The following is a 14,156-nucleotide window of genomic DNA, read 5'->3' as shown; positions in this document are numbered from 1 at the left end:
TCGGTGGGGGTCTCGGCCTCGGGTTCCGGTTCGGTGGGGGCCTTGGCTTCGATGGCGGTGGGTGTGGCTTCCGGCTCGACCTCAGTGGCGGGTGCGGGCTCGGGCTCGGTGGGAGCCTCGGCCTTGATGGGCTCGGGCTCGGTGGGGGCCTTGGCCTCAATGGCGGTGGGTGTGGCTTCCGGCTCGACCTCAGTGGCGGGTGCGGCCTCGGGCTCGGTGGGGGTCTCGGCCTCGGGTTCCGGTTCGGTGGGGGCCTTGGCTTCGATGGCGGTGGGTGTGGCTTCCGGCTCGACCTCAGTGGCGGGTGCGGGTTCCGGCTCGGTCTCGGCGGTGGCGGGCCGGGCCTCCGGCTCGGTTTCGGCGGCGATGGGCTCGGGCTCGGCGGCGGGTGCAGCCGTCGGCTCCGGCTCCGCAGTGACCGGCTCGACCTCGACCTCGTCGGCTTCCGCAGCCACCGGCTCGACAACCTCCGGCTCCGCCGGCTTCGGCTTCGGGGCCGAGCCCTGTGCCGGGACCGTCAGGATGGACGCCTTGTCGAAGGCCGCCGCCACCAGGTCCGACGCCAGACCGCTGTCGCCGGAACGGGGAGAGGCGGGGGCCGGTACCGCGGCCTTGGTGGCCGGGGCGGTTTCGCGCACCGAGGCGGTCTCCGCAGCCGGCTCGTCCACCGCCGCCGTCGCCGTCGCTGCGACCGGCTCCGACTCCGCGGGCGCGGTGCGTTCGGTCTGGGGCGGGACCGTGGCCGTCGGCGCCGGCGCGTCCTGCTCCGCGCGGTCGCGGCCGAACACCTTGCGCAGCAAGCTCCGAATGCCCATGGGCGAGGCCTTTCGCGTGAGTTGGGTGCGATAAATGTCCGACCCTGCGGGAATTCATCCCTGGCCAGGGCGGATACGTAAGGTTAGCGGCCGGATCCGGCCGTTCGGTGGCGCGGCCCGCCCGTGGGGCAACTGAGCCGCGACCGAACCCTGACCAAGTCCTGTGCGCGTGCGGTGCGGGCCTGATGTGCGTCGTTCAAATGTGCCCACGCGGTCTTGATTTACCTTGTCAGCGTGTTTGGGCGGCGTGTCTACGAGTGGTCAGGCGCACCGTTGTCCGTTATCCGCATGCGCTGCGAGAAGGAATTCCACATGGGAAAGCGATTCCGCCGAACACGTCTCGCGGCCTGTGCCGTTGCGCACAGGGGCGATGCTTCCGGCCTCGCGCCGGCAGCCGGTGCCACCGCCGCCCAGGCGGCTACCCCGTCGGCGCGCGTGCCGCACTAGAGTCGGGTGCATGGTTTCCGGTGAGGCGCCGCAGGCGGAGGGAAGCGTTCGGGTCGACGTCTGGATCTGGTCGGTCCGGCTGACGAAGACCCGTTCGCAGGCCGCTGCCGCCTGCCGCGCGGGACATGTGAAGGTCGCCGGCGAGCGCGCCAAGCCCGCCCAGGCGTTGCACGTCGGCGACGAGGTGCGGCTGCGGCACGCGGGCCGGGACCGGATTGTCGTCGTGTCGAAGATCGTGAGGAAGAGGGTCGGCCCTCCGGTGGCGGCGGAGTGTTTCATCGACAACAGCCCGCCTCCGCCGCCGCGCGAGGTCGCGATCCAGGTTCCGGTAAGGGACCGGGGGGCGGGGCGGCCGACGAAGCGGGACCGGCGCGAGATGGAACGGTTGCGGGGGGTCGGGCCGGCGGAGTGACGTGGTGACGGGCCGTCCGTGGCCGCCTTGTCCTCAAGCGCCGGACGGGCTGAAACCGTTCCTGGGCAGTGAGCAGGAGTGAGTCCTGTCTCACCGGCACGCCCCGAACGGTGTTGGGCGCACTGGTCCTCCGCTTTCACGTCCTGGTCGGCGACGCATATCACGTATGCGGTCCGTCCCAGGTGGGCGGAATCCCTACGACCTGGCCATGTGGGTGTGGCCAAAGGCGACGGGGAGGCCCCGAACCATCACTCCGGTGATACGGGGGCCCCGACTGCTGACACCACCCCCGGCGTCCCAGATCGCGATGCACACGTTACGCACACCCAGTCAGGCACACCCACAGACCGGAACACCGTTCACTCAATCGTGCCCATGTTCGCCAAAACAAGGTACTGGACCAGCAGTTGTGAACCCCCTGTGTCGTGCGTTCAGCCCCGGTAACCCTCGACCTCGTCGGCCGGCCGGACCTTCGCCGCGGACGGGTCCTCGCCGAACTCACTGAGGGCGCGGCGCTGTCGCAGCAGGTCCCAGCACTGCTCGAGCCGGATCTCCACCGCACGCAGACGGGACTTCTCGTCCTCGGTGAGGCCCATGTGGGCGGAGCGGTTGCGCAGGTTCCGTTCCTCGGAGATGAGGACGCCGATGTTGTCGATGATGTCGCGTTCCTGGTCGTCCATGACGCCTCCTTCGGCTCCCGTGCACGCGGTGGGGGCTCAGAGCCTGTCGGGTGACCTCCGACCGGGCGGCCACGCCCTGGCACGCACGCTTCCCGCGTTGTCGTCAGTCACCAACGCTCCGCGTTGACTCCCTCCTCCGCCTTGGAATCGCACGCACGAGCCCGCGTCCGCTATCCGACCGGAGGTCACCCGACAGGCTCTCAGAGCGCGATGACGGTCTTGCCGCGTGCGCCGCCCGTACGGTTTAGGTCGAGGGCCTGCGGGGCCTTCTCCAGGGGGAGTTCGATGTCGATGGGCACGCGCAGTACGCCCTCGGCGGCGCCCTCGGCCAGGACGTCGAGCAGGACCGGGTTGGGTTCGAGCCGGAAGTCGATGCCGGTCACATCCGCGGGGAGAGCGGCCCCGGCGGCGACGCCCCGCGTGGTGAGGGCGATCCCGCCGCCGCGTACCAGCGTGGCACGGGCGGCGAAGGCGTCCGGGGTCGTGGAGACCAGGTCGACCAGTGCGTCGACGCCGTCCGGGCAGGTCTCCCGTACCGCCCCTTCGAAGGGGCGGTCCATGGTGTCGATCGTGGCGGTGGCGCCCAGGGCCGCCATCCGCTTGTGTTCATCGCCGCGCACGGCCGCGATCACGCGTACGTCGCGGGCCGACGCGAGCTGGGTCAGATAGCTGCCGACGCCGCCCGCCGCCCCGATGACCAGCAGGCTCTCATGGCCGCGGAGCACCGCGATCTCCAGGATCTGGGCGGCCGTCATCCCGGCGGACGGCAGTGCTGCCGCGGTCCGGAGGGGGAGGCCGGGCGGCACGAGGGTGATGGCGGAGTCCTGCGGTACGGACACGTATTCGCAGTAGGTACCGGTGCCGGCCCCCGGCCCGGTGACCCGGCCGAAGACCTGGTCACCGACCCGGAAACGGTTCGCGCCGCTGCCGATCATGTCCACCCGGCCCGCGAAGTCCACACCGACGATCAGCGGGAACACACGCGGGGCGAGTCCGTCATCCAGGGAGCCCTGTGCGGCCTGCCAGTCGCACGGGTTGAGTGCGGCGTATTCGATCCTGACCCGCACCTCACCGGCTTCCGGCTCCGGCTTGGGTATCTCGACCAGTGCGGGGTCGGCCCGGAATGCGCTGACGGCTATGGCTCGCATACGGAAGACCTCTCAGTCGTCCCCGATCCAGCAGTCACGACAACCACTCTTCCCCGGCCCGCCCGCCGCCGCACGTCGAACCCGGTCCCGCTACGGCCCCGTCCGTCCCCGGCCCGCCCACTGCCGCCCGAGCACCGCGCACAGCGCCACCGCCAGCCCCGTACCGAACACGATCCACGCCGTCGTGCGCAATGAGCTCGTCAGCGCGTCGTACACCGCTGCCGCACCGGCCGTCTCGCTGTTCGGCACCTCGGCCAGCGCCCGGTCGCGGGCGACCGCGATCACGACGCGCAGCACGAGCGCCCCGAGCGCGAAGCCGATCCCGGCCACCGCCGTGGCCGAGAGCGCGGCGCGTGCCGAGCGCCTGCGCCCCGGTCCGCCGCGCACCCAGGCCACGGCCACGGCCAGGACGGTGCACACGACCGTGCCCACGGCGGGCCAGACGCTGCCGGTCCGCAGCCACCGGAAGGTCTGGCGCAGCTGGTCGGCGCGGTCGGCGGAGACGATCGTGATGTCGGTGTGCTGGACCGGGATCCGGTCGGCGAACGGCACCCCGTTCGCCTCCAGGTTCTTTTTGACCTGCTCGGTCACGGGCGCCAGATCGATGGTCACGGCCTCACCGGTGTCGCCGTGCAGTGCGGCGGTGACGGCCTCGTGGGCGGTGCGGTTGGCGGCGTTCCACACAGCCTGGAAGGCATCGGTGGTGGTGAAGGACATCACCGCCTCGTGCAGGAAGCCCCGCACGGTGTCCTGGAGCGGCCCGGCGTCGATCTGCTTCATCGCCCCGTCGGTGATGAGGTCGCTGACAGTGTTCTGCACCTCGGGGTCGGAGGCGAGCGGGGCCACCGCGGCGACGTAACGGTCCGTGTTGTCGATCTCCAGGTCCACCCAGGCGGAGAGTGCGCTCAGCGGGACGAGGACGGCGAGCAGTACCAGTGCCACCACCGTCGGAGCCGTCGAGAGATACGTCCGCATCCCTCCAGGAAATCCCGTACGGAAGCGGCGCGCCCCGGGCCGTACGCCGTCCGAGTTGCCGGGCGGGGCGGCCGGGTGTGCTCTGGAGGGAAAAGGGGCGACGGAAGGAGCTCTCCGCCATGGCCACTCATGCAGCAACGCCGACACGCGGACGGTCCGGATCCGGAGCACGTGCACGCCGGCTCAGCACGCTCGCCTGGGCCATACCCGTCACGCTGGGCGCGGCCTACGGCCTCTACGCGTCGTTCATCCTCCGCAACAACGGCGCGAGCGGCGCCCGGCAGTTCTGGTACGGCCTGATCGGTGCGGTGGTCCTCGCGGTTCTCTGCTTCGCGCTGGGCCGGATCCAGCACACCATGATGCCCCTGGTGCGGGCGGTGGCGTATGGCGCGCTGACGTCCGCGGCGATCGGCCTGCTGGTCGGGCTGACCGGTTCGAGCGTGCTGCGGTCCTCGGCGCTGGGACTGTCGGTCGGCCTCGGGATGTTCATCACGACGTTCTACATCTTCTACACGCACGAGCAGACTTGACGTCCTCCCCTCTTGAAGGGAAGGGATTCCGGGCTCACGCTGGCTGCGGACCGGCGGTCCGTCTGCTCTTGCACGATCAGCACCAGCCGGGTTGAGGCCGGCCCGGACGAGCATCACACGGGCGGAGTTCTTGGCCCTGGGGGATACGGCTCCGCACGCGGTGCACGAGTAGGTTCGCTCTGAGAGTGAGGAAGGGCCCGCGCTCGGCGCGGGCCCTTCCTCATGTCCTCATCCGCACACGGTCGCGTTCAGTCGCGTACGACCGTCACCGGGCACGGTGCATGCTGGGTGACATGGAGGCTGACCGAGCCGAGCAGGGTCGCCTTGAAGCCGCTGTAGCCACGAGCCCCGACGACCAGCAGGTTCGCGCCCTTGGCACGTTCCAGCAGGGACTGGGCCGGGCTGCCGATCACCACGACCTTGCTGACCGCGGCCGCGCCCTCGGCGCCCAGGGCCTCCTCCAGTGCCTCGGTGAGGGCCACGGTCGCCACCGCCTGCGGGTCGAAGTCCTCCGGCATGCCCGGCATCATGGACGCCCAGCTGGTCGCGGGGTACTCCCAGCTGTTGACAGCCTCCACCGTGTCACCGGTCAGTTCCGCCTGGCGTACGGCCCAGTGCAGTGCCTTGATCGACGACTCGGAGCCGTCAACGCCCACCACGATCCTGCCCATCTCTGCCTCCAGCTCGGTTCGGCTCAGTGCGCAGAGGCGTCGTGCGAGAAAATTCCGCACGACGCATCTTTCGGTCCAACTCTAATCAAACCGGACAGGCCTTCGAGTGGCGGGTCCCCTCAGGCGGGCCGACCTCCGGCTCAGTCCAGCCGGAGGTCGGCGAGCTGCTGCTCGAACGGCACGACCTCGTCGTCGAGACCGAGCGCCCTCGACGCCCCGGAGACCGCCCGGCCGCCCGCGATCATGGTCGCGAGCTCGCCGCCCGCCCGCCGGATGCGGGACGGCAGGCCGTCGGTGTACTCGTCGCCGGACGAGCCCCAGTCCTCCGACGCCGCGTACACGGAGGTCGGTACGACGGTGGCCCGCAGGTAGGCGAAGAGCGGACGCATCGCGTGCTCCAGGACCAGCGAGTGGCGGGCGGTGCCGCCGGTCGCCGCGATGACGACGGGCTTGCCGGTCAGCGCCGTGTTGTCGATCAGGTCGAAGAACGACTTGAACAGCCCGCTGTACGACGCGGTGAAGACGGGCGAGACGGCGATCAGCCCGTCCGCCTCCGCCACCGCCTTGATCGCCCCGTCCAGGGCGGCCGGCGGGAACCCGGTGACCAGGTGGTTGGCGATGTCGACGGCCAGGTCACGCAGTTCGATCACCTGGACCTCGACCGTGCGGCCCTGCTCGGCCATCAGCCGCTCGCGTGCGGCGCCGGCCAGCCGCTCGGCCAGCAGCCGGGTCGAGGACGGGCTGCTCAGCCCCGCCGACACGGCGACGATCCGCAGGGGCTCGGTGGCGAACACGCTGGACGTGGTGGACACGGTGGTCAGACCTCCTTCGTGGCCGCGCGGGCGGCGACGGCCGGGTGCACGGGGGCGGAGTCCGGGACTCCGGCGGGCCGCAGGTTGGCGAACTCCTTGCGCAGCACCGGGACGACCTCCTCGCCGAGGATGTCGAGCTGCTCCAGGACCGTCTTCAGCGGCAGCCCCGCGTGGTCCATCAGGAACAGCTGGCGCTGGTAGTCGCCGACGGCATCCCGGAAGGACAGGGTCCGCTCGATGACCTCCTGCGGGGAGCCGACGGTCAGCGGCGTCTGCCGGGAGAAGTCCTCCAGGGAAGGACCGTGCCCGTAGACCGGTGCGTTGTCGAAGTACGGGCGGAACTCCCGTACCGCGTCCTGCGAGTTCTTCCGCATGAACACCTGGCCGCCGAGGCCGACGATGGCCTGCTCCGCGGTGCCGTGCCCGTAGTGCGCGTACCGCTGCCGGTACAGGTTCACCATCTTCTTCGTGTGCTCGATGGGCCAGAAGATGTTGTTGTGGAAGAACCCGTCGCCGTAGTACGCGGCCTGCTCCGCGATCTCCGGGGAGCGGATGGAGCCGTGCCAGACGAACGGCGGGACGCCGTCCAGCGGGCGCGGGGTCGCGGTGAAGGACTGCAGCGGCGTACGGAACTTGCCCTCCCAGTCGACGACGTCCTCGCGCCACAGCTTGTGCAGCAGGGCGTAGTTCTCGACGGCGAGCGGGATGCCCTGGCGGATGTCCTTGCCGAACCAGGGGTAGACCGGTCCGGTGTTGCCGCGGCCCATCATCAGGTCGACGCGGCCGTCCGCGAGGTGCTGGAGCGTGGCGTAGTCCTCGGCGATCTTCACCGGGTCGTTGGTGGTGATCAGCGTCGTGGACGTGGACAGGATCAGGTTCTCGGTGCGGGCGGCGATGTAGCCGAGCGTGGTCGTCGGCGAGGACGGGACGAACGGCGGGTTGTGGTGCTCGCCGGTCGCGAAGACGTCCAGGCCGACCTCCTCCGCCTTCTGCGCGAGGGCGAGCGTGGCCTTGATCCGCTCGTTCTCGCTCGGTGTCCTGCCGGTCGTCGGGTCGGTGGTGACGTCTCCGACGGTGAAGATCCCGAACTCCATGGCGCCCGCCTCCAGAGCTGATGGCCGTTGTTGAATATTGAACTACGTGCACACCCTACAACGGGGCACCCCCCTGACCTATTCCGGCGGGGTGGGCCGGGCCGGGGCGGGAGCGGGAGGCACGGGCGGCACGTCACGGGCGCACCACCTGGGTCATCTCGGCATCGGGGTCGGGGGCGGGGTCGGGAGCGGGCGCGGGGCGGCGTGCGGTGTCGCTGATGCGGATCAGGATGCCGACGAGGGCCCAGTTGGCGATGACGGAGGATCCGCCGTACGCCAGGAACGGCATCGTCATACCGGTCAGCGGGATCAGGCCCATCACACCGCCGGCGACGACGAAGACCTGTAGCGCGAATGCGCCCGACAGGCCGATGGCGAGCAGTTTGCCGAACGGGTCGCGGGCCGCGAGGGCGGTGCGTATGCCGCGCTCCACGATCAGGCCGTAGATCAGCAGGATCGCCATGATGCCCGTCAGGCCCAGTTCCTCGCCGAAGGTGGCGAGGATGAAGTCGGAGTTGGAGGCGAACCGGATGAGGTCGGAGCGGCCCTGGCCGAGGCCGGTGCCGAGGGTGCCGCCGGAGCCGAACGCCCACAGCGCCTGCATCGACTGCTCGGAGTGACCGAGCACGTCCTGGCGGCTGAGCATGTACTCGCGCATGGGGTCGAGCCAGGCCTGGACACGTTGCTGGACGTGCGGCTCGAAGGAAGCGACGCCGACGGCGCCGACCGCGGACATCAGCAGACCGAAGACCATCCAGCTGGTCCGCTCGGTGGCGGCGTACAGCATGATGACGAACATTCCGAAGAACAGCAGCGACGTGCCGAGGTCGGTCTCGAAGACCAGGATCAGGATCGAGAGGAACCAGACGACCAGGATCGGGCCGAGGTCACGGCCGCGCGGCAGGTACAGGCCCATGAAGCGGCGGCTGGCCAGGGCCAGCGCGTCGCGCTTGACCATCAGATAGCCGGAGAAGAAGACCGCGAGCGCAATCTTCGCGAACTCACCGGGCTGAATGCTGAAGCTGCCGACGCGGATCCAGATCTTGGCGCCGTATATGTCGGCGCCAAGGCCCGGGACCAGCGGAAGCAGCAGCAGAAACAGCGCACCCACCATGGAGATGTAGGTGTAGCGCTGCAGGACACGGTGGTCCTTGAGGAACATCAGCACCAGGATGAACAGCGCGATGCCCATCGCCGTGTACATCAGCTGCCGTGGCGCGGCTGTTCCCGCCTGCTTGATCGACTGCAACAGCTCGGACTGGTCCAGCCGCCAGATGGCGACCAGGCCGAGTCCGTTCAGCAGCGTGGCCAGCGGCAACAGCAGCGGGTCCGCGTACGGCGCGGACTTCCGTACGACGAGATGGGCGACACCGGCGAGCAGGCCCAGGCCCAGGCCGTAGCTCAACAGGCCGGACGGTACCCGGTTGTTGATGGCCAGGCCCACGTTGACGTAGGCGAGCACTGGGACGACGACGGCGAACACCAGCAGCGCGAGCTCGGTGTTGCGCCGGCTCGGCGCGCCGATCGTCGACGTGTGGTGCGTCGACGTGTTCGTAGGACTGCTCATCGTGCGACAGGGCCTCTCACGGCTTGCCCACTGCTGACTGCTGACCGCACAGCGAGACGACCTTCTGCTCCTCCTTCGAGAGACCGGGGCTGGGAGTGGGTGCGGTAGCGGTCCTGGATGGGGACGGGGGCGGCGACGTCGAAGCCGACGGAGTCGGCGGCGCTGTGGCCTGGGTTGTCGCTCTAGACGTGAAGGAAGCGTCTGTGGTTCCTGTGGTGCCCGGGGTGCCGTTGGTGACCAGCAGCTCCGGGACAGGTCGGCTACGCCCGTCGATGTACCGCTCGGCCGGTGGGCCACCGGGCCTGGACGCCAACGAGTCCGCCGGCGGCAAGTACGGTGCGTTCGTGACGAACGAGCGCGTCCTCGACACCGAGAAGTACAGCGTCACATCGTTGCCTGACACACATCGCAGCACCACCACGGCGGGGCCCCAGGACAGTCCTCGGGCCCCAACCCGTAGCAGCCAGAGGAGATACCCGTGCAGGACTCCACGACCAGGCCGTGGGCATGGGCCGAAGATCCGCACGCCGTGATGTGGTGCGTGACCTTCGCCCGCGGCATCACACCGGAAGACGTACTCGCCCGGTACGGGGCTGACGCACGAACCGCCCAGTTCCTCACCCGACAGCAAGCCGCCCATCTGTACGACAGCAGCCTGCCGGAGGGATCAGTTCTGCGTGCCGGGGCGCTGGGCGACTGGTCGTTCTGCTTTGAGGACTACGGGGCCATGGGCATGATGCCAGGTCCCCTGTCCGCGCTGTCCCACGGCACGGAGACCTTCAGCGTCTTGCTGGGTGGGGACGGCATGAACGGCTTCGCTCACTGGCGTGACGGACAGTGCACCGAGCGGTTCGAGCCCGGCTTCACCCACACCAAACCGAATCATCCGCACCCCTGGTGGGATGCGGTGCAGGAACGACTCGACGCATCGACCGAGGAGTACCCCGGCCTTGTTCCCGTGCTGGAAGCCGTAGCCCACCACACCAGGGCCGTACTCGACACCGGCACCCTCAACGGCCCCCTGCTCACCCTGCGGCTCGAAGACAGCAGCCGAACCCCCGACCCGCCACGCCGCCCTTACCCTGGAGCCCGTCGGCTGCTAGGGCGCGCGTTGGGCACTTTCCTGCCTCAGACACCTCCGCCGTCTGCCATGCGGCGCGTCCTTAACGCCCCCACCACCCAGCACACGTACGGCACCGAGATCGAGGAGTAGAGAGGACTGGTTTCTACGCCGCCGGCTCCGGTTCGGCCGGTACTCACCGCACGGGCTGCACGCACCCGGTCCCTCGGGGAGGTCGCAACTCGTGCATCGAATGATAGAAGCTTGGTATCATTGCATCATGCTGTATGGGATGCCCCGCCTGGACTCACTCGACCTTCAGATCCTGGAACAGGTCGATGCGATGCGCGAGCGGCTGCGGTTTGCGGTGCAGCAGGCCCCGATGAAATGGACACTCGATCTACGCAAGGCGCTGACGGCCAGCGCCATCGCGGCGTCGAACACCATCGAGGGTTACCGGGTTGCTGCCGCAGATGTCGCAGACCTCATGGACGGTGAGCGCGAGGTCGAGACCAGCGACGAGAACAAGGCGGAGACGCTGGCCTATCAGCAGGCCATGACGTACATCCAGTCGCTCCACGATGTCACCGACTTCCGATACAGCAAGGAAATCCTCAACAGCCTCCACTGGATGCTCCAGGGCCATCACCACCCGCGCAAGGTCGCCGGCCAGTGGCGCAGGACCTCCATCCGTATCACCGCCCCCGGCGATGAACTCGCCACCGACTACGAAGGCCCGGACCAGGACCTGCTCCCCGGCCTCATGAGCGAGCTCGTCGACTGGCTCAACGACGGCGACCTCGACAGCCATGTCCTGATCCGCGCTGCGATGGCCCATCTGAACCTGGTGAAGATCCACCCCTGGTCCGACGGCAACGGCCGCATGTCCCGTTCTCTGCAGACGCTTCTGATCGCCCGGGGCGGAGTCCTCGCACCCGAGTTCTCCTCGATCGAGGAATGGCTGGGCATGCCGGGCAACACCTGGGACTACTACAAGGTGCTGCGCGAGGTCGGAGGCCCCGTCTGGTCGCCGGAGCGGGACACACTGCCCTGGATCAAGTTCAATCTTCTCGCCTACCACCAGCAGACGCAGCGGGTGCAGCGTCGTGTCGACCGGTCCAACGACTGCTGGACGCAGCTCATGGAAGAGGCCGACGCGCACGGGATCACCGAACGACAGGTGACGGCGCTCCACGAGGTGGCGATGGCGGGGCGGGTGCGCCGCTCCCGCTACGAGAAGGCCGAAGCGATCAACACCCAGCAGGCGACGCGTGACCTGCAGGCGCTGACCAAGGCCCAGCTACTCACCGCCGTGGGCCGGACGAAGGGCCGCCATTACGTCGCAGGCCCGCGGTTCCCGGAACGGGTGCTGGCCACAGCCCGGCGACACCACACCATCAGCGATCCGTACGCCGCGTAGCGACAGCCCTCTGGCTCGCCGGGGCTGGACCGGATGCGGAGGCCACACGCCGCCTGGAGCGCGGCGGGGGGGCGGAAGACATGGCTGTCCAAGCACATGCGCGCCCGGACGCGGCGATCGCGGTGGGCCGCCGCCCTGCCGCGCCGGCCCTGGCCCGGGTCGAGGACATCAGGGCCGAGGCCGAGCGTCCCGAGCGCTTCCGGGCCGCCGAGGTCCTGGGCGGCCACCACGGGGGCGCCGCCCACACGGCGGCGTACCCGTGAGGCTCGTGCTCCTGGCCTGTTCGGAAGCGGCTACCTCGATGCCCCGGAGGGGGCGTAGGTCTTCGGCCGCAGGAGATCGGCCGCGGGAATCAGGAAGTTGTGCCGATGTGGGAGAGGGGGCCGGCGGCCTACGCTGCGGACCCGGTGCGCAGACGGGCGTGCCGTTGTCGGAGAGGAGAGCCTTGTGCCGATCACCGGCCAGAGCCATGTTCGTCTTGCCCGGCCGTCCCGTGACCTCGCCGCGGCCGAGCGGTTCTGGGTGGGGGGACTCGGGCTGACGGTCCTGTTCCGCGCCGAGGCGGGCCGGGAACCCGGGGCGCACGATCTGCTCATGGTGGGGCATCCGGACGCGTCCTGGCACCTCGAACTCGTCCACGGCGGTGGCCACCCCGTCGAACCCCGTCCCACCGACGAGGACCTGCTCGTCCTCTATCTCGACGAGCCCGTGCCACAAGAACTGGTGGACCGGCTGCGGGACCACGGAGGCAGGTGTGTGCGGTCGCCGAACCCGTACTGGAACGAATGGGGCGTCACCGTCGAGGACCCGGACGGCTATCGGCTCGTCCTCTGCACGCGCGACTGGTCCAACTCCTGACCGTCACACCCTGCCTTCACCTACGCACGTGTTCCACCCATGCGTTGAGCGTCAGGCGCCGGTGGCGAGGGTGCCTGCCTTCACTTCGGCCAGGAACGCCGACCAGGCGCGGTTGCCGAAGACGAGCAGGGGCCCCTGAGCGTTCTTGCTGTCTCGTACAGGCATGACGTCCGGCACGCCATCGCCCACCTCAAGACACTGTCCGTTGCCGCTGCTGTGGCTACTCTTCCGCCACGTGAGCTGCGTGCGTTCGTGCTGCACTCTCAACACCTGCTCTCAGTCTCTCGCTTCTGCAACTCTAATCAGCAGATCAGCACTCTCGTCCGGTCCCAGTGCCACGGCCTGAAGATGCTCGAACATCGACTTGTAACGTCGCATTTCCGCTTCGGACTCCAGGAAGAGATCTCCGGCGGGTGTGTCCACGTAGACCAGTTCCGGGTCTGCGGGATCCGGGAAATCCATGTGGACGAAGTTGCCCGTCATGCCCGCGTGAGCGCCTTTTTCGAACGGGATCACCTGGATGGTGATGTTGGGCTCTTCCGCCAGCTGGAGCAGGTGCCTGGCCTGTGTTCGCATCACTTCGCTTCCGCCCACGAGGCGTCGCACCGCGGCTTCGTCCACGATGGCCCAGAGCTGAAGCGGGTCTTTCTTGGTGAGCAATGCCTGCCGCTCCACGCGAGCTTGGACGCGCTGTTCCACCTCCTTTCTGCTGGCGGTCGGCAACACGCCTCTGACCACCGCACGGGCGTAGGACTCTGTCTGGGCAAGTCCTGGGATGAAGAGAGACTCGTAGTTGCGGATGGTGCGGGCTTCGCTCTCGAAGCCGATGTAGGCGGTGTACTCCTCGGGCAACTCCGAGTGGTACGGACGCAGCCAGCCCTGGTCGTTGGAACCGTTCTGGACCGCCAGGAGATCGGCACGCTGCGCCTCGTTCGCCGCGTAGAGATCCAGAAGAGCGATCAGAGTCCGCTTCTGCGGCCGGGCGCGTGCCTTCTCGACGCGGTAGAGGGTCGCCTCGTTGATGCCCGTCGCCTTGGCCACGTCTTCGCGTGTCAGGTCTGCTGCGGCTCGGAGCCGGCGTAGTTCGGCGGCCAGACGGCGGAGCCTCACGGTGGGCGGTCGTTGTCGCTTTTCCGGCACGCTGCGTCCCTTCGCTGCCTGGGTGGTACCCGCGAGTGTGGATGGTCACTGCGTGACGCCTCAAATCACCTCGAACGCATGGCAGTAGTACGCAATCCTTGCATTCTCCGTGTGTGCAAGAGCATGCCGAACGCGCAGTCACCGTCTGTGGATTTTCGATCACAGCGGGGTGCTGTGGCGGCTTGTGCTGTCTCAGCAAGGACCCCCGCGACCGTGGCACCGGTCCGGGGGCATGGCCAACGCTTACGAAGGAGCGTCAACGTGTTGAACCTTATCGGCCGTTTGCTCGAACCACTCCGGTGTCTCTTAAGTCGACTCCCAGGCAGCGAGCGGCGGGGTGGCGACCCCGTACGCCCATGCTTCCCCGTCCACCCAAGGCGTCAACTGAACGTCCAGAAAGTTGAGTTCGCCCGCTGCGAGCGTGCCGAGAATCGGCTTCGGCGGGAGCGGCGGCGGGTGTGGTGGCTGGCTCAGCAGGGGATCGAGGCGGGGCCGAGCCCGGTTCTCGGTGTGGTGGTGGGCCGGTG

General features: G+C 68.9%; 15 protein-coding genes and 2 pseudogenes. 6 read left to right on the top strand and 11 right to left on the bottom strand.

The features are described 5' to 3' along the window. Nucleotides 1–815 (bottom strand): annotated as a pseudogene (locus ACZ3IC_RS16240) (VWA domain-containing protein); the annotation flags it as partial. Between the two features lie 457 nt (nucleotides 816–1,272). Here ACZ3IC_RS16240 and ACZ3IC_RS16235 point away from each other — a divergent pair. Continuing rightward, the gene (locus tag ACZ3IC_RS16235; RefSeq protein WP_467416667.1) at nucleotides 1,273–1,674 is read left to right on the top strand and encodes an RNA-binding S4 domain-containing protein; all 402 of its coding nucleotides are present in this window, start codon (nucleotides 1,273–1,275) and stop codon (nucleotides 1,672–1,674) included. A 431-nt stretch (nucleotides 1,675–2,105) separates the two neighbouring features. Here ACZ3IC_RS16235 and ACZ3IC_RS16230 read toward each other — a convergent pair whose 3' ends face one another. The 3 genes from ACZ3IC_RS16230 to ACZ3IC_RS16220 all read right to left on the bottom strand — a co-directional run bounded on the left by ACZ3IC_RS16230 (nucleotide 2,106) and on the right by ACZ3IC_RS16220 (nucleotide 4,477). Further along, entirely contained in the window at nucleotides 2,106–2,354 is a 249-nt protein-coding gene (locus tag ACZ3IC_RS16230) for a DUF2630 family protein (protein ID WP_467416664.1), read from the bottom strand. A 200-nt stretch (nucleotides 2,355–2,554) separates the two neighbouring features. Beyond that, nucleotides 2,555–3,502, bottom strand: coding sequence for an NADP-dependent oxidoreductase (locus ACZ3IC_RS16225; RefSeq protein ID WP_467416663.1), 948 nt, complete (start codon nucleotides 3,500–3,502; stop codon nucleotides 2,555–2,557). Nucleotides 3,503–3,592: 90 nt separating this feature from the next. After that, entirely contained in the window at nucleotides 3,593–4,477 is an 885-nt protein-coding gene (locus tag ACZ3IC_RS16220) for a hypothetical protein (RefSeq protein ID WP_467416661.1), read from the bottom strand. A 119-nt stretch (nucleotides 4,478–4,596) separates the two neighbouring features. Here ACZ3IC_RS16220 and ACZ3IC_RS16215 point away from each other — a divergent pair, with 119 nt between their 5' ends. Further along, nucleotides 4,597–5,007 (top strand): hypothetical protein, encoded by a 411-nt coding sequence (locus ACZ3IC_RS16215; protein ID WP_467416659.1) that lies wholly within the window; start codon nucleotides 4,597–4,599, stop codon nucleotides 5,005–5,007. Between the two features lie 15 nt (nucleotides 5,008–5,022). On the opposite strand, the pseudogene ACZ3IC_RS16210 reads toward ACZ3IC_RS16215, so the two are convergent. The 5 genes and pseudogenes from ACZ3IC_RS16210 to ACZ3IC_RS16190 all read right to left on the bottom strand — a co-directional run. Next, a pseudogene (locus tag ACZ3IC_RS16210) lies at nucleotides 5,023–5,216 on the bottom strand (RNA-guided endonuclease TnpB family protein); the annotation flags it as partial. Between the two features lie 39 nt (nucleotides 5,217–5,255). Then, a complete protein-coding gene (locus ACZ3IC_RS16205; RefSeq protein ID WP_467416726.1) occupies nucleotides 5,256–5,678 on the bottom strand; it encodes a universal stress protein in 423 nt (140 codons plus the stop codon). 140 nt (nucleotides 5,679–5,818) lie between these two features. After that, complete coding sequence (locus tag ACZ3IC_RS16200; RefSeq protein ID WP_467416723.1) at nucleotides 5,819–6,472, bottom strand: FMN reductase; 654 nt, start codon at nucleotides 6,470–6,472, stop codon at nucleotides 5,819–5,821. 23 nt (nucleotides 6,473–6,495) lie between these two features. Beyond that, on the bottom strand, nucleotides 6,496–7,584 hold the full coding sequence (locus tag ACZ3IC_RS16195; protein WP_467416658.1) for an LLM class flavin-dependent oxidoreductase: 1,089 nt from the start codon (nucleotides 7,582–7,584) through the stop codon (nucleotides 6,496–6,498). Between the two features lie 133 nt (nucleotides 7,585–7,717). Then, nucleotides 7,718–9,151, bottom strand: a complete 1,434-nt coding sequence (locus ACZ3IC_RS16190) for an FtsW/RodA/SpoVE family cell cycle protein (protein WP_467416655.1) — start codon at nucleotides 9,149–9,151, stop codon at nucleotides 7,718–7,720. A 478-nt stretch (nucleotides 9,152–9,629) separates the two neighbouring features. Between ACZ3IC_RS16190 and ACZ3IC_RS16185 the strand changes: the two genes are divergently transcribed. The 4 genes from ACZ3IC_RS16185 to ACZ3IC_RS16170 all read left to right on the top strand — a co-directional run bounded on the left by ACZ3IC_RS16185 (nucleotide 9,630) and on the right by ACZ3IC_RS16170 (nucleotide 12,489). After that, nucleotides 9,630–10,364 carry a DUF6461 domain-containing protein gene (locus ACZ3IC_RS16185; RefSeq protein ID WP_467416653.1) on the top strand — a complete coding sequence of 245 codons (735 nt, stop codon included), beginning with the start codon at nucleotides 9,630–9,632 and terminating at the stop codon, nucleotides 10,362–10,364. 127 nt (nucleotides 10,365–10,491) lie between these two features. Further along, nucleotides 10,492–11,631 carry a Fic family protein gene (locus tag ACZ3IC_RS16180; protein ID WP_467416651.1) on the top strand — a complete coding sequence of 380 codons (1,140 nt, stop codon included), beginning with the start codon at nucleotides 10,492–10,494 and terminating at the stop codon, nucleotides 11,629–11,631. Nucleotides 11,632–11,711: 80 nt separating this feature from the next. Beyond that, nucleotides 11,712–11,894 carry a hypothetical protein gene (locus ACZ3IC_RS16175; RefSeq protein ID WP_467416649.1) on the top strand — a complete coding sequence of 61 codons (183 nt, stop codon included), beginning with the start codon at nucleotides 11,712–11,714 and terminating at the stop codon, nucleotides 11,892–11,894. Between the two features lie 184 nt (nucleotides 11,895–12,078). Next, nucleotides 12,079–12,489 carry a VOC family protein gene (locus ACZ3IC_RS16170; RefSeq protein ID WP_467416646.1) on the top strand — a complete coding sequence of 137 codons (411 nt, stop codon included), beginning with the start codon at nucleotides 12,079–12,081 and terminating at the stop codon, nucleotides 12,487–12,489. 51 nt (nucleotides 12,490–12,540) lie between these two features. On the opposite strand, the gene ACZ3IC_RS16165 is transcribed toward ACZ3IC_RS16170, so the two are convergent. Both ACZ3IC_RS16165 and ACZ3IC_RS16160 read right to left on the bottom strand, forming a co-directional pair. Next, on the bottom strand, nucleotides 12,541–12,750 hold the full coding sequence (locus ACZ3IC_RS16165; RefSeq protein ID WP_467416645.1) for a DUF397 domain-containing protein: 210 nt from the start codon (nucleotides 12,748–12,750) through the stop codon (nucleotides 12,541–12,543). A 15-nt stretch (nucleotides 12,751–12,765) separates the two neighbouring features. Then, nucleotides 12,766–13,599 carry a helix-turn-helix domain-containing protein gene (locus ACZ3IC_RS16160; protein WP_467416721.1) on the bottom strand — a complete coding sequence of 278 codons (834 nt, stop codon included), beginning with the start codon at nucleotides 13,597–13,599 and terminating at the stop codon, nucleotides 12,766–12,768. Nucleotides 13,600–14,156: the final 557 nt, after the last annotated feature.

It is taken from the genome of Streptomyces sp. NPDC002958, assembly GCF_055563255.1.
The sequence above is the reverse complement of the archived record's forward strand: the minus strand, read 5'-3'. Positions and strand labels throughout refer to the sequence as shown.